Source organism: Colwellia psychrerythraea (genome assembly GCF_000764185.1).
Classification (GTDB): Bacteria; Pseudomonadota; Gammaproteobacteria; order Enterobacterales; family Alteromonadaceae; genus Colwellia; species Colwellia psychrerythraea_B.
Genome location: NZ_JQEC01000055.1, coordinates 19,920 through 33,426, shown reverse-complemented (window position 1 = coordinate 33,426; position 13,507 = coordinate 19,920). Strand labels below are relative to the sequence as shown.

Annotated in this window: 11 protein-coding genes and 1 tRNA gene; 6 read left to right on the top strand and 6 right to left on the bottom strand. The window is 37.9% G+C overall.

Features of this window, described 5'->3' with window-relative positions:
- Positions 1-220 precede the first annotated feature (220 nt).
- The 6 genes from GAB14E_RS04020 to queA all read right to left on the bottom strand — a co-directional run bounded on the left by GAB14E_RS04020 (position 221) and on the right by queA (position 7,930).
- On the bottom strand, positions 221-1,639 hold the full coding sequence (locus GAB14E_RS04020) for a DEAD/DEAH box helicase (RefSeq protein WP_033083897.1): 1,419 nt from the start codon (positions 1,637-1,639) through the stop codon (positions 221-223).
- Between the two features lie 236 nt (positions 1,640-1,875).
- Positions 1,876-2,823: a protein translocase subunit SecF gene (secF, locus tag GAB14E_RS04025; RefSeq protein WP_033083896.1), complete on the bottom strand. Its 948-nt coding sequence runs from the start codon at positions 2,821-2,823 to the stop codon at positions 1,876-1,878.
- Between the two features lie 21 nt (positions 2,824-2,844).
- Positions 2,845-4,695 (bottom strand): protein translocase subunit SecD, encoded by a 1,851-nt coding sequence (gene secD / locus GAB14E_RS04030; protein WP_081967892.1) that lies wholly within the window; start codon positions 4,693-4,695, stop codon positions 2,845-2,847.
- Between the two features lie 333 nt (positions 4,696-5,028).
- Positions 5,029-5,364, bottom strand: a complete 336-nt coding sequence (gene yajC, locus GAB14E_RS04035; RefSeq protein WP_033083894.1) for a preprotein translocase subunit YajC — start codon at positions 5,362-5,364, stop codon at positions 5,029-5,031.
- A 210-nt stretch (positions 5,365-5,574) separates the two neighbouring features.
- Positions 5,575-6,708, bottom strand: a complete 1,134-nt coding sequence (gene tgt / locus GAB14E_RS04040; protein WP_033083904.1) for a tRNA guanosine(34) transglycosylase Tgt — start codon at positions 6,706-6,708, stop codon at positions 5,575-5,577.
- Positions 6,709-6,823: 115 nt separating this feature from the next.
- On the bottom strand, positions 6,824-7,930 hold the full coding sequence (gene queA / locus GAB14E_RS04045; protein ID WP_033083893.1) for a tRNA preQ1(34) S-adenosylmethionine ribosyltransferase-isomerase QueA: 1,107 nt from the start codon (positions 7,928-7,930) through the stop codon (positions 6,824-6,826).
- 262 nt (positions 7,931-8,192) lie between these two features.
- Between queA and aceK the strand changes: the two genes are divergently transcribed.
- From aceK to GAB14E_RS04075, 6 genes are all read left to right on the top strand, one after another.
- Positions 8,193-9,983 carry a bifunctional isocitrate dehydrogenase kinase/phosphatase gene (gene aceK, locus GAB14E_RS04050; protein WP_033083892.1) on the top strand — a complete coding sequence of 597 codons (1,791 nt, stop codon included), beginning with the start codon at positions 8,193-8,195 and terminating at the stop codon, positions 9,981-9,983.
- A gap of 149 nt (positions 9,984-10,132) precedes the next feature.
- A tRNA-Trp gene (locus tag GAB14E_RS04055) sits at positions 10,133-10,209 on the top strand.
- Between the two features lie 153 nt (positions 10,210-10,362).
- Positions 10,363-10,743, top strand: a complete 381-nt coding sequence (locus GAB14E_RS04060; protein WP_033083891.1) for a DNA polymerase III subunit psi — start codon at positions 10,363-10,365, stop codon at positions 10,741-10,743.
- On the top strand, positions 10,733-11,197 hold the full coding sequence (gene rimI, locus GAB14E_RS04065) for a ribosomal protein S18-alanine N-acetyltransferase (RefSeq protein WP_052093987.1): 465 nt from the start codon (positions 10,733-10,735) through the stop codon (positions 11,195-11,197). The genes GAB14E_RS04060 and rimI overlap by 11 nt, the downstream gene beginning before the upstream one ends.
- 148 nt (positions 11,198-11,345) lie before the next feature.
- Positions 11,346-11,603, top strand: coding sequence for a hypothetical protein (locus GAB14E_RS04070; RefSeq protein ID WP_033083890.1), 258 nt, complete (start codon positions 11,346-11,348; stop codon positions 11,601-11,603).
- 632 nt (positions 11,604-12,235) lie between these two features.
- The gene (locus GAB14E_RS04075) at positions 12,236-13,495 is read left to right on the top strand and encodes a tyrosine-type recombinase/integrase (RefSeq protein ID WP_052093985.1); all 1,260 of its coding nucleotides are present in this window, start codon (positions 12,236-12,238) and stop codon (positions 13,493-13,495) included.
- Positions 13,496-13,507 lie beyond the last annotated feature (12 nt).

Below are 13,507 nucleotides of genomic sequence, written 5' to 3'. Positions count from 1 at the left end.
GGTTAACAAAATTAATATGATAATTATATTAAATAACATTGATACTTCCCTGATACCTTTTGCTTTTAAAAATGCTCTAATCTTTATATAAAAACGTTTTGTCACTACATCGTTTAAACAAATACTCTGAATTAGTTAAATATAAATTACTCGGCTAATTCAGAGACAAGCTGACCAACACTTATCTCCAATATGGAAAGTGCTGGTTCTTAATTTGTAACTACTTTTGAATAGATCTACGAGGCTTAGGACCCGTTCCATCATATTCAGGCTTTTTACGTCGAGAAGAATCATTACCTGATTTTGTCTTACCTCCACCAGTATTGTTTCTACCGGTATTGTTACCGTTAGCATTTCCACCAGAACGTTGACCATCTTTATGTTCAACTCGACCTCTACCACGCCCTGAGTTTTGACTTGGTTTAGATTTTGGCGGTCTACCTTGTTTTAAAGGTTTGATCTCACGAGATTCACCTAATTCATTGGCTGGGATAAACTTATCAATAACTTTTCGTTCGATATGTTGCTGAATAACATGTTCAATACCCCACAATAAGTCTAACTCATCGGCACAAACCAATGACAATGCTTGTCCGGTATTACCTGCACGTGCGGTACGACCAATACGATGAACATAATCCTCAGGAACATTCGGTAAATCAAAGTTAACTACTTGTGGCAGTAAATCAATATCAATACCCCGGGCTGCAATATCGGTAGCAACTAATATCTTCACTGATCCATCTTTAAAGGCAGCAAGGGCTTTAGTACGCGCGCCTTGGCTTTTATTCCCATGAATCGCCGCTGCAGTTAGACCTTCAGCTTCAAGGTGCTTTGTAAGCTTGTTTGCACCATGTTTGGTCTTGGTAAAAACCAATACTTGTTGCCAGTTGTTTTCTTTTATTAAATGCGTTAATACCGCTGGCTTACGTTTTTTATCAACGGCTGTTAACCATTGGGTGACTTTTTCAGCGGTGCTATTTTCTGCATCCACTGAAATCTCTAATGGTTTATTCACTAAGCCTTTAGCTAAAGCGCGGATTTCAGGAGAAAATGTTGCTGAGAACAATAAATTTTGACGGTCTCTTGGTAATACCGCGATAAGCTTTTTAATATCACGAATAAAGCCCATATCCAACATACGGTCGGCTTCATCAAGAATGAATACTTCTAGCTGACTGAACTTTACTGCTCTTTGATTGTATAAATCAAGTAAGCGGCCCGGCGTTGCCACAAGTACATCTACACCTTGGCGCAAACGCGTTATTTGTGGGTTAATCTTAACCCCACCAAAAACAACCATAGAGTGAAGGTTTAAATACTTACCGTATACTTCAATGCTTTCACTGATTTGTGCAGCTAACTCACGGGTAGGCGTAAGTATTAGTGCTCTAACATTATTTGGTGATACTTTTTTACCTTTATTTTCACTAAGGCGCTGTAATAGCGGTAAAGTAAAACCAGCTGTTTTACCTGTGCCCGTTTGAGCTGCAGCCATGACATCACGTCCAGAAATAACGGCTGGAATAGCTTGCGCTTGAATAGGAGATGGCGTTTCATAACCCTTATCACGCACTGCTTTTAGTAATGGTTCAGATAAACCTAAATCAGTAAACTTGGTTGTCGGGGTATCGCTCATAAGAATCTCTTTAATAAATAGCAAATACTGACAGCGCTAATAAAAATGTTGGCAGCATGAAAGGGCGGCAGCATACAGCATGGCTAAGATTAGTGCAATTTATCCTAATTTTTATTTGTTGTATTTTGATGATAAACTTTCAATTGAAAGACAAAAAAGCCGAGTAACTTTCGTTGCTCGGCTTTTAATGTCATTTAACAATAATGCTTAAAACACTATACCCACTAGATAAATAGTTAAGGCATCATAGCTTCTTGATCTGCACCTTCTTTTTCAATCACTTCTGGTATTAAATCTTCTCTAGAAATACCTAAACCGAGAGCAACTAATGAAGCCACATAAATTGAAGAGTAAGTACCAACAAAAACACCAAATAATAATGCCGTAGCAAAACCATGTATCAACGCACCACCTTGAAAAAACAAGGCTGCTAATACTAATAGCGTAGTTATTGAAGTAATAAAGGTGCGGCTTAGTGTTTGTGTTAAAGAAATATTAATCACTTCTTCAGAGTTACTATTTCGTATTTTCCTAAAGTTTTCACGAATACGGTCCGAAACAACAATAGTATCGTTAAGTGAATAACCAATAACAGCTAAAACCGCTGCAAGTACAGTTAAATCAAACTCAAGTTGTAAGATTGAGAACAAACCGAGTGTTAATAAAACATCGTGAAATAATGCTACCACTGAGCCAACGGCAAAGCGCCATTCAAATCGAAAAGCAACATAAATCAAAATACAGATGAGTGCCGTTAGCATAGCTAAACCACCCTGCTCTGCAAGATCATCACCAACACTAGCACCAACAAATTCGATACGACGCATATCGATTTTTTGACCTGAACTCTTTTCTAGTATCGCTAAGATTTCATTGCCTAACATCTCTGCTTTGACATCTTCACGTACACCAAGACGAATGACAACATCACGACTACTACCGTAAAATTGCACTTTTGCATCAGCAAAGCCATTAGTTTTCATCACGCCACGGAGTTTCTCTAAATCCGCAGCTTCTTGAAAACCGACTTCAATCAAGGTACCGCCAGTAAAGTCTAAACCAAAGTTTAACTTGTTGGTGGTCAGTGAATAGATTGAAGCAATCATTAGTAACGCACTAAATACCATGGCTATCTTGCGATAGCTCATAAAATTGACAGTGTCTTTTAATTGTAAAATTTGCATAAATTTAAATTCCTGCCTTTATTATATTGAAAGCTTATCAAGGCGTTTACCGCCCCAGATAGCGTTAACTACGGCACGAGTACCCACAACAGAGGTAAACATTGAAGTAAGGATACCGATAGATAAGGTGATGGCGAAACCTTTAACAGGTCCGGTGCCAATGGCAAACAAAATTAACGCAGCAATTAAAGTGGTAATATTCGCATCGATAATGGTTGAAAAAGCAGCATCATAACCTTGATGAATTGCTTGTTGGATGGTTTTACCTTCGCGTATTTCTTCACGAATACGTTCAAAAATAAGTACGTTTGCATCAACAGCCATACCAACCGTTAATACTATACCGGCCATACCTGGTAGTGTTAGAGCAGCTCCGCCTGGGAGCATTGACATAACAGCAACAATAAGTACTAAATTAGCACCTAAGGCAAGATTCGCAACAACACCAAAAGCGCGGTAATAAATCATCATAAAGATAAAAACTAAACCAAAGCCCATCATAATAGCTTCAAAACCAAGTTTTACGTTTTCAGCGCCTAACGTAGGCCCTACAGTTCGCTCTTCTACAATAGCAATAGGTGCGACTAAGGCACCAGCACGTAATAAGATGGCAAGGTTACGCGCTTCCGCGGGACTACCCGCTCCCGTTATACGGAAAGACTTACCTAAACGTGATTGAATCGTTGCAACTGAGATAATTTCTTGATGTTTTTCAAAAACTAAATTGCCTTCTGCATCTTTTTTGTCAGTGCTTTTGTATTCAATAAACACTGTTGCCATTGGCTTACCAATATTACTTTTGGTGCCACTTGACATTTTAGAGCCGCCAGCACTATCAAGTGAAATATTCACTTGTGGGCGCGAGTATTCATCAAAGCCTGATTTTGCATCGATGATATGATCACCCGTTAACATAACACGTTTTTTCAATAGGCTTGGCTTACCATCTTTATCTCTTAATAAGATAGAGTTAGCTGGCACGCGACCATTTAACGCATTAGATAAATCACCTTCAGTATCAACTAATCTAAACTCTATAGTTGCTGTAGCACTAAGAATTTCTTTCGCTGTAGCGGTATCTTGAACACCCGGTAATTCAATAACAATATGTTTTTTACCTTGACGCTGCACAAGTGGTTCGGCAACACCTAACTCATTTACTCGGTTTCGAATAATAGTGATGTTTTGATCTAATGCATATTCACGTATTTCTTTAATCTTTTGCTTAGTCATTTTTGCCGTCAGCGTCAGCGTATCTTCATCGGTCGTTAGCAATAAATCACGATAACGTTTTTTCAGTAATGCTTGCCCGGCTTCTAAGTCTTCAACTTTACGGAAAATTACCTTAACAGCATCATTAGCTTCTTTAACACTGCGGTAGCGGATTTTTTCATTACGTAAATCACCACGAAAATCACCCACCATACCGGTTTTAGCTTTATTAAGGGCTTCTTTCATGTTTACTTCGATCAAGAAGCTAACACCACCACTTAAATCTAAACCTAACTTCATCGGCGATCCGCCAATGGCTGCTAGCCACTCTGGCGTATTAGGCGTTAAGTTTAAAGCAACAGAAAACTGCTTACCTAAGTTATCATCTAATACATCACGGGCTTTAAGCTGATCTTCAGTATTGTTAAAACGTGTTAATACTTGACCGTTTTCTAAAGAAATACTGTCGAAGGTTAGATTACTTGCTTCTAATTGTGCTCTAATTCTGTCAAGAGTAGCGGTATCAGCTTGTACGCCTCGTAAACCTGACACTTGTACAGCAGGTGATTCGCCATATAGGTTTGGTGTAGCATAGAGTGCACCTAGGGCGACAATAATTGCCACCATCAGTGTTTTCCATAAGGGGTATTTGTTTAACACAATATGTCCTTTTTGAGGGCTGTTGTATTTGCCGCTCTATTTTTATAATTACGGCGTTGAATGTGCTCATTGACATGCGTCAAATCCGCGCTTTCGCCTTGTGCTTATTTCAATAAATCACAAATAAGAGATCTACTGATTTTCATTTAACTCTTTATAAAATTTAACTAAGTTAGCTGGCTTTAGTTCAAAGAAAAATCACGGAATTGATACATATTAACACTCCGTATTTCCCTATATTCCACCCTACGGGCCATCCTGTCGATGTTCAAATTCTTTCCAGAAGAATTTGTGAGTACGATGATGAAATGAAGCCAAATAACAAGGATGAAATTATAAAGACTTCATTGTACCTTTCGGAAGCACTGCGTTGATTGCGCCTTTTTGTACTGTTACTTCTGTATTTTCGCTAATGCTAACAACAACAAAGTCTTTTTCATCTGATACTTTAACGATCTTACCAACAATGCCGCCTTGCGTTAACACTTCATCGCCTTTAGCTAGTGAAGACATTAAACCTTTATGATCTTTTACACGTTTAGCTTGTGGACGATAGATCATAAAATAAAATACTAAACCAAAAACGGCTAGCATAATGATCATTTCCATTCCGCCACCGGCTGGTGCTGGAGCCGCTGCGGCATGGGCTTGACTAATAAATAAACTCATAAATTCCTCTTACTTCTTATTTTTAATAGTGAGTAGCTGTTCACTTTATTGCGCTGAAGTTCAATTTTGGTGTCAAAGGTACTCATTGACTAACGTCAACTCCTTGCCTTTTCCTACAAATTAAACCCCATCGCTGCAAATTGTCCAACTACTGGATTCTTAAACACTTTAATTATTCGTTAAAAGCGAGTTTTAAATTAACTTTTCACACTAAACTTGCTTACTACCTTCCGCTAATGGCGGTACCGGTAAATCACGTAAAGCATAAAATTCTTCAACAAAGGCATCTAATCTACCTTGCTCTATGGCTGCACGCAAACCTTGCATAACTTTTTGATAAAAATGTAGGTTATGTAAGGTATTTAATTGTGAACCTAAAATCTCTTTACATTTATCTAAATGATGTAAATAAGCGCGTGAGTAATTCTTACAGGTATAACAATCACAAGTATCATCAAGTGGTGAAACATCTGTTTTATGGGCAGCATTTCTGATTTTAATAACACCAGTATTTACAAATAAATGGCCATTTCGAGCATTACGTGTTGGCATTACACAATCAAACATATCAATACCACGACGTACACCTTCCACTAAATCTTCAGGCTTACCTACCCCCATCAGATATCGGGGCTTATTTTTAGGTATCAAGGGTGCTGTATGATCTAATATACGGATCATATCTTCTTTAGGCTCACCTACTGACAAACCGCCAATAGCGTAACCATCAAACTCAACAGCTTTTAAACCAGCAACAGATACTTCACGTAAGTCTTCATACATGCCACCTTGCACTATACCAAACAATGCATTCGGGCTGTCGCCGTGAGCATCCTTTGAACGCTGTGCCCAGCGAAGCGAAAGCTCCATCGAATCTTTTGATTCTTTATGGCTCGCTGGATATGGCGTACATTCATCAAAAATCATCACAATATCAGAATTTAAACTACGCTGTACTTCCATTGAACGCTCTGGCGTAAGCATAATTTTTTCACCGTTAACCGGCGAGCTAAAACGAACACCTTCTTCGGTGATTTTACTCATTTTGCCTAAACTGAATACTTGAAAACCACCAGAATCAGTTAAAATAGGTCCTTGCCAGTTCATAAAGTCATGTAAGCCACCATGCTGCTCAATAATATCAATGCCTGGGCGCAACATTAAATGAAAGGTATTACCTAAAATGATATGAGCGCCAGTATCTTCTACTTCTTCGGCTTTCATACCTTTAACAGTACCGTAAGTGCCAACAGGCATAAAGGCAGGTGTTTCTACTACACCGCGGTCAAAGGTTAATCGACCACGTCGGGCTTTACCGTCAGTGGTAATTAGCTCATATTTCATTTTATTTTTTACTACTTCAGTCATAAATTTTCTCTCTCACCCACTAGCAAAACAGGCTGGCGGTGTTTAGTTTAAAAATAAGGTTCTAGTTTATCGAATTATTACTCAGTAATCGCTAAGTACTACTACTTAACACTTGTTTCGTTAGCGCTTGCTTTGTAAGAAACATCGCATCGCCATAACTAAAAAATCGGTATTCTTTATCTATCGCATGTTGATAAGCTTTCATTATATTTTCATAGCCTGAAAAGGCACTCACTAACATAAGTAGCGTTGATTCAGATAAATGAAAGTTAGTCACCAAGGCATCTATTATTTTAAATTCACAGCCTGGGGTAATAAAAATATCAGTATCACCATAAAAAGCACTTAAGACTTCGCCTTTTTCTGTCGCTGCTTTAGCAGCACTTTCTAAAGAGCGCACTGAAGTTGTGCCAACGGCAACGACTCTACCACCAGCGGCCTTAGTTTTTATTATTTGTTTAACCACTTCATCGGATACTTCTACATATTCAGCATGCATAACATGGTCTGCTATTTCATCTACCTTTACCGGCTGAAAAGTACCAGCACCAACATGTAAAGTAACAAAAGCAAGCTCAATGCCTTTAGCTTTAATTTTTTCTAATAAAGCTTGGTCAAAGTGTAAACCTGCCGTAGGTGCGGCAACCGCACCAGGTTTTTCATTGTAAACAGTTTGATAACGCTCTTTATCACTATCTTCATCCGGACGGTCGATATAAGGCGGCAGTGGCATATGGCCAATTTGATCTAAAACCTGTAGTACTGATTGATCCTTAGCAAATTTCAATTCAAACAATGCGCCATGGCGGGCAACCATAGTTGCTTTAATTGTATTTTCTTCATCACTTAGCTCATCGCCCTGCTCTTTTCTTAGGAAAAGTTCATTGCCAACTTTAGGTGATTTACTTGCTCGAATATGAGCAAGAGCAGTATTTTGGTCAATGATGCGCTCAATCAAAACCTCAATTTTACCGCCACTGGCTTTTTGACCAAACATTCTGGCAGGGATCACACGAGTGTTATTAAAAACGAGTAAGTCACCTGGATTTAATTGCCCAACTATATCGGTAAAGACACCATCAGTTATCGCACCAGAATCACCATTTAAGGCCATTAAACGGCTAGCAGTGCGCTCGGCTTTAGGGTAACGAGCAATTAAGGCTTCGGGTAAATTGAAAGAAAAGTCTGAAACACGCATGATATAGGCTATTTTTCTGGCTTAAAAAAAGGCGTAATTTTAGAGCTGCACGCCCTTGATAGCAAGTTAATTCGCCACATTTAAACGTTAAGCATGTCGAACAGCGATAAAGTTGAGTTTAAACAACATAATTAGCCGTGATAGCCAGTATTTATCAAAATAATCTCGGCAATAAGGCTTTTAGTGTATGTTGGGAAATCAAGCTATTTACCAACAGCTAATTTGATACTGTTATTGACCTGCCCTAAAGAGTAACTGCCCGATGAAAAATGAACTTGCGTTAACGATAGCCAACACCATAATTAATGGCTTTGAACGCCATGTTGCGCTTTTCACTGAAATCACTCAATCAGCTCGAGAAAGGTTTCAACAATGCCAATGGAATGAAGTGCACCGCTCTGCTAGAGCAAGAACTAATTTTTATGACGATCGAGTAACAGAAAGCTTTAATGCGATAAAAACAGAATTCAATATTAGCGATTTAGATAACGCTTTGTGGCAAGAGATTAAAACAGTTTATTCAGATTTATTATCTAATCACAAACAACCCGAGTTGGCGGAAACCTTCTATAACTCGGTCTTTTGTCACTTATTTGAGCGAAAGTATTATCATAATGATTATATTTTTGTCGAAAGTACTGCCCATCGACTTGATGAGAAAGATATTCCTAAAATATACACCTCTTATCAACCACAAGCCTTAGGTTTAAAAAAAACCATCTGTGACATTATGAATAGTCATAGAACAGTGATTCCCTTTGAAGATCTAGATAGTGATGTTGATGCACTTATTAACGCCTTTCGCCGCAAGGCACACAAAACCCGAGTAAAAGTAGAAGACTTACAGTTTGATATCCTGAACTTTACTTTTTACCGTAATAAAGGTGCCTATTTAATTGGCCGAGTACTATCACCTGCAGGAGAAACCCCCTTTATTGTTGCCGTTCTTAATAACGAAAAAGGCGGTTTATATATAGATGCATTACTGACCACCAGCGAAAGTATGGCGGTGGTTTTTGGTTTTGCCCGTGCATATTTTTTTGTAGACTGCCAACATCCTTATGCCTTGATTAATTTTTTACAGGGGTTAATGCCCCATAAAACTAAAGCTGATTTATACTCTGCCATCGGCTTTCATAAACAGGGAAAAACTCAATTTTATCGAGACTTCCTCAATCACCTTGATAGCAGCGATGATCAATTTGAATTAGCTGCTGGTATCAAAGGCATGGTGATGTCGGTATTTACTTTGCCCTCTTACCCTTACGTTTTTAAAATTATTAAAGACAAGTTCTCTCCCAGTAAAAACATGACTAAAAAAGATGTTAAAGGCAAATACCGCCTAGTTAAGCTGCACGATAGAGTTGGCCGTATGGCCGATACTATGGAGTATTCAGAAGTAGCGTTTCCCAAAGCACGCTTTAACGATGAGCTTTTAGCTGAGTTGCAAAAAGTGGCCTCGTCAATTATTCGTTATGAAGGGGAAGGTGCAGACGAACTGATGATTATTGAGCATTTATATATAGAACGTCGTATGGTGCCACTCAATTTATATTTGATGGATGCCTTAAAAAATAAAGCACAAGAAAAAATAGATCAAGCCATGTTCGGTTATGGCGAAGCTATTAAGCAACTGATCTCTGCTGATATTTTCCCTGGCGATATGCTACTTAAAAACTTTGGTGTCACCCGCCATGGCCGAGTGATTTTTTATGATTACGATGAAATAACTTATATGAATGAGGTTAACTTTAGGGTTAAGCCTAAGGCGGTAACAGAAGAGCAAATGTATGCGGCTGAGCCTTGGTACAGTGTATTGCCTGGTGATATGTTTCCCGAAGAACTCGCCACCTTTGCCTTGGCAAACCCTAGTTACCTTAAAGCCTTTAAAGTGCACCATGAAGATTTATTAACAGCATCTTATTGGCAACAATGCCAAAAAGATGTTGCTGATGGTATATATAAAGATGTTTTTCCTTATCCTGTTAAATACCGTTTTTGTCACCAAGAGCTCATTGAAAAAACAACAAATACCAGTAACCAACAAAGTTAAACTTTACTGAAGCAATGCATAACAATCAATAAGCTGGCTATTTTTATGCCAGTTTGTTGATAAATCGTCCGGACAGACGGTAATTAGTAAAAAAATCGATATTAATGCTTTACCTTTTAACCCGCATCAGTATAATTCGAATCTGTTGCAGGGGTGTAGTTCCAATTGGTAGAACAGCGGTCTCCAAAACCGATGGTTGGGAGTTCGAGTCTCTCCACCCCTGCCATTTTCTCTTTCTAGCATACCTTGATATTTCCTTATCAACATTTAAAAATAACTCATTAATAAATTCGTTAACATTAATTTATCCACTGTTAGTGAACAAGTTATTCTGTCATTATATCCAGCCATAAATCTAAGCTTTAAAGAACCACCACTGATGAGCATAAACCAACATCAATTTGAGCAACTAACTGAAATGGGCATCAGCCTTTGGCAGCAGAGAACGACTGGGTCTCAAAGTGATATAACATTAACTCAGCCTGAAGATAGCCTTGTTATAGATTTGCAAGAATTAACAAAAAAGCAACTATTCAATGATATTTTATTAGCGTCTGGTTTAAGTATTGGTGAAATTTCTCACCAAGGCGATCACTTAAATTTAGGGCTATTTAACTGGTATTTCACCAAGCCTTCATCCGTAAATGAAATACAATGGCAGGAGCAACAGTTAATCACCCCTTCTATCAGCAAAATCTCAACATCCCCAGCCCTTAAAAAACAATTATGGCAATTACTGAGTAAACACAATGAGCAATAATTCAAAACAAAACAGCAATCAATTTACTGAAATCAAACCAAACGATGTCGATAAATTAATGCCGATAGAGCTTGCTTGTCATTCCCATCCCTGGAGTGAAAAAACCTTTTTAAGCTGTATTGGTGGTCGCTATTTCGGCGAGAAGTTTGGTGATCTTGGCATTGGTTTCTACATTGGTGAATATGTTGCAGGTGAAGCAACCTTGATGGATATCTGTGTAATACCAGCTGAGCAAGGTAAAGGTTACGGTAAAACATTACTTAAGCAATTTTTAGCGCAAGCAAAAAAGCAGGGTGCAAGCAAAATATTCCTCGAAGTACGTGCAAAAAACATCTCAGCACAAATGCTTTATATGAATGCGGGTTTTATCGAAATTGATCGCCGCACAGGTTATTATCCAAGCAGTTCAGGTTTTGGGTATGAAGATGCCATAGTGATGTCTCTAAAATGCTAATAATCAACTCTACCATGAACAAATACACATAAAAAAATAACAAATAACAACACTTGGCTACGCAAACTGGCTAGTTAATTTTGCCTCTTTGATTAGAATACTTAACAAGATTCTTAATCAGACTCCTAAAGTCATGAGGGAGAGCAAAATGTTTACTAAAGTTACTCCAAAAGCAGATAGCCAATTATCCAATGAAGATGTTGCAAACCTTATCGTTAGTGATGCATTGGCAAAGATTAGCCAATTAACCGGTTTAAACCAGCAAAGAGCCTTTGCGTTATTAGCTAGTCAAGTTAACCAGTACAGTGATGATGTTAGTCACCAGCAGATAACTAAGATAGAAGCTCCTTTATTAGAGCAAAATGAATTTCAGTTCATCTCTAACTTATTTAACTCAGCTAAGTAGTTAGCTAAGCCATCACAATTGCAAACTACTTTTCAGAGCACTAGCTCGTTCTATAATTAATTTAACCCTATCCTATTGATTAGTAAGTTATAAATTATAACGGATAATTAAATAAAAACTTAAAACCCCACTTAATACCCCTGCGCTAACTAAGCTTTTATTTTTAATCAGTGCTTTCCCTCTGTACTCGTCATTACTAATATAAAAACTTCCCTCTTTATAAGCTCGCTTTTTTGCAGATTTTTTCTCATTTAATGATACAATGCGCGCAATTTTCTACTTTTTAAGAAAGGCTCAGCTAAATTTCTGCTTTTCTACAATTTACACAACAGGTAATTTGCATGTCTGTACAGCAAGAGCAAGTCGATTTACGTCGCACCTTTGCTATCATTTGGCATCCGGATGCTAGTAGATAAGAAACACTCGAAAAATCCAAGAACAAAAACTCCCTCACTTAAGTAAAACCTCATACTTTTCAAGTACTATAAACCAATTTAAAACCCAATAATACGAAAACACCGGAAACCACCGGAAAGCTCCTGAACATAAATCTATGTACACCAGTATGTACACGAAGAATGATTTCTACTAATATATCTGTAATTGGTGTACATACTTTTAGGTCAATAAAAATGGCACTTACTGACAAGTGGCTTAAAGCACATTTAAACAAACCTCAAGAAAAACGTTTTGAAAAAGCCCACCGTGAAGGTCTTTCCGTACGTGTATCGTTAAACGGGGCTGTTACTTTTCAATACCGTTATTATCTTCGTGATAGAAAGAAATATGATCGAGCGACAATAGGCTATTACCCTGAAATGTCGTTAGCTGCGGCAACTGCAGAATTACCTCGATTAAAAGTTATGCTAGCTGAAGGTAAAAACCCAAAACTAGAACTTGCATCAAGTCGTATATATGAAGCTGAAAAGCTCACTCTCGATCAGCTATTTACTAAGTGGTATGAAGAATATTGCAGTAAAAAGAAAAAAGCCCATGAAGAACACCGACGCACATACGAGATACACGTAAAGCAAAAAATAGGTAAACTAGTAGCTGAAAACATTACTAGGCCTGTTTTTCTAGAGTTGCTAAACCCAATAATAAAAACATACCCATCAATTGCTGAGCGGATAATTATAAACTTACGACAAATGTACGAATGGGCAAGATTACATCAAATCGCTGACGCTGATCCTTTGCGTGATATTACCGCTAAAAAAGTAGGTATTGAGTCAGGCCAAGACACTCGATTTTTTAGTGAAAAGGAAATGATGTGGTTTTTCACTGCTCTTGAAAAAACTCGCATTGAAGAAAAGAATAAAATGTTTATTGAACTGTCATTACATTATGCTTGCCGACCTGCTGAATTACGTTTTACAGAAGTTGAACATGTAAACCTTGATTTTGGTACTTGGAATGTTCCATGGCAAAACCATAAAATCGGTAAGAAAACTAAACAACCAATTGTTAGACCTATAATTCCAGAGATCAAAAAGCTATGGGAACGAGCTATTGAATTATCAGGATCTCACAAGTGGATTTTTACAAACAGAGGCACAAGCGCTCAAATTGATCGCAGTGCTATACCTGCATCAATCCGGTGTATAGAAAATTACTGGCGTAAGAAACTGAAAGTTAATGGCGAACCTATAAAGTACAATCCATTTTGCGCCTACACTTTACGTAAAACAGCCAGGACAAACTTTGCAAATTTTGGAGAGTGGGCTGTTTGTGAAAAAATGATTGGGCATAAGTTGCCAGGTGAATCAGATAAATATGATTACAACACCTATTCTGAAAAGATGCGGCCTATTTACCAAAAGTGGTATGACTATACCCAACAAGTTAGATCCGGAAACAGTAAAGTAGTTAAAATTTCTAGCCAAAAATAACGTTTTCTTTGT

What these genes read in the sequence shown, in the direction of transcription:
- GAB14E_RS04020 (WP_033083897.1), bottom strand. Translation starts at nt 1,639, where the DNA reads ATGAGCGATACCCCGACAACCAAGTTTACTGATTTAGGTTTATCTGAA.
- secF (WP_033083896.1), bottom strand. Translation starts at nt 2,823, where the DNA reads ATGCAAATTTTACAATTAAAAGACACTGTCAATTTTATGAGCTATCGC.
- yajC (WP_033083894.1), bottom strand. Translation starts at nt 5,364, where the DNA reads ATGAGTTTATTTATTAGTCAAGCCCATGCCGCAGCGGCTCCAGCACCA.
- tgt (WP_033083904.1), bottom strand. Translation starts at nt 6,708, where the DNA reads ATGAAATATGAGCTAATTACCACTGACGGTAAAGCCCGACGTGGTCGA.
- queA (WP_033083893.1), bottom strand. Translation starts at nt 7,930, where the DNA reads ATGCGTGTTTCAGACTTTTCTTTCAATTTACCCGAAGCCTTAATTGCT.
- aceK (WP_033083892.1), top strand. Translation starts at nt 8,193, where the DNA reads ATGAAAAATGAACTTGCGTTAACGATAGCCAACACCATAATTAATGGC.
- GAB14E_RS04060 (WP_033083891.1), top strand. Translation starts at nt 10,363, where the DNA reads ATGAGCATAAACCAACATCAATTTGAGCAACTAACTGAAATGGGCATC.
- rimI (WP_052093987.1), top strand. Translation starts at nt 10,733, where the DNA reads ATGAGCAATAATTCAAAACAAAACAGCAATCAATTTACTGAAATCAAA.
- GAB14E_RS04070 (WP_033083890.1), top strand. Translation starts at nt 11,346, where the DNA reads ATGTTTACTAAAGTTACTCCAAAAGCAGATAGCCAATTATCCAATGAA.
- GAB14E_RS04075 (WP_052093985.1), top strand. Translation starts at nt 12,236, where the DNA reads ATGGCACTTACTGACAAGTGGCTTAAAGCACATTTAAACAAACCTCAA.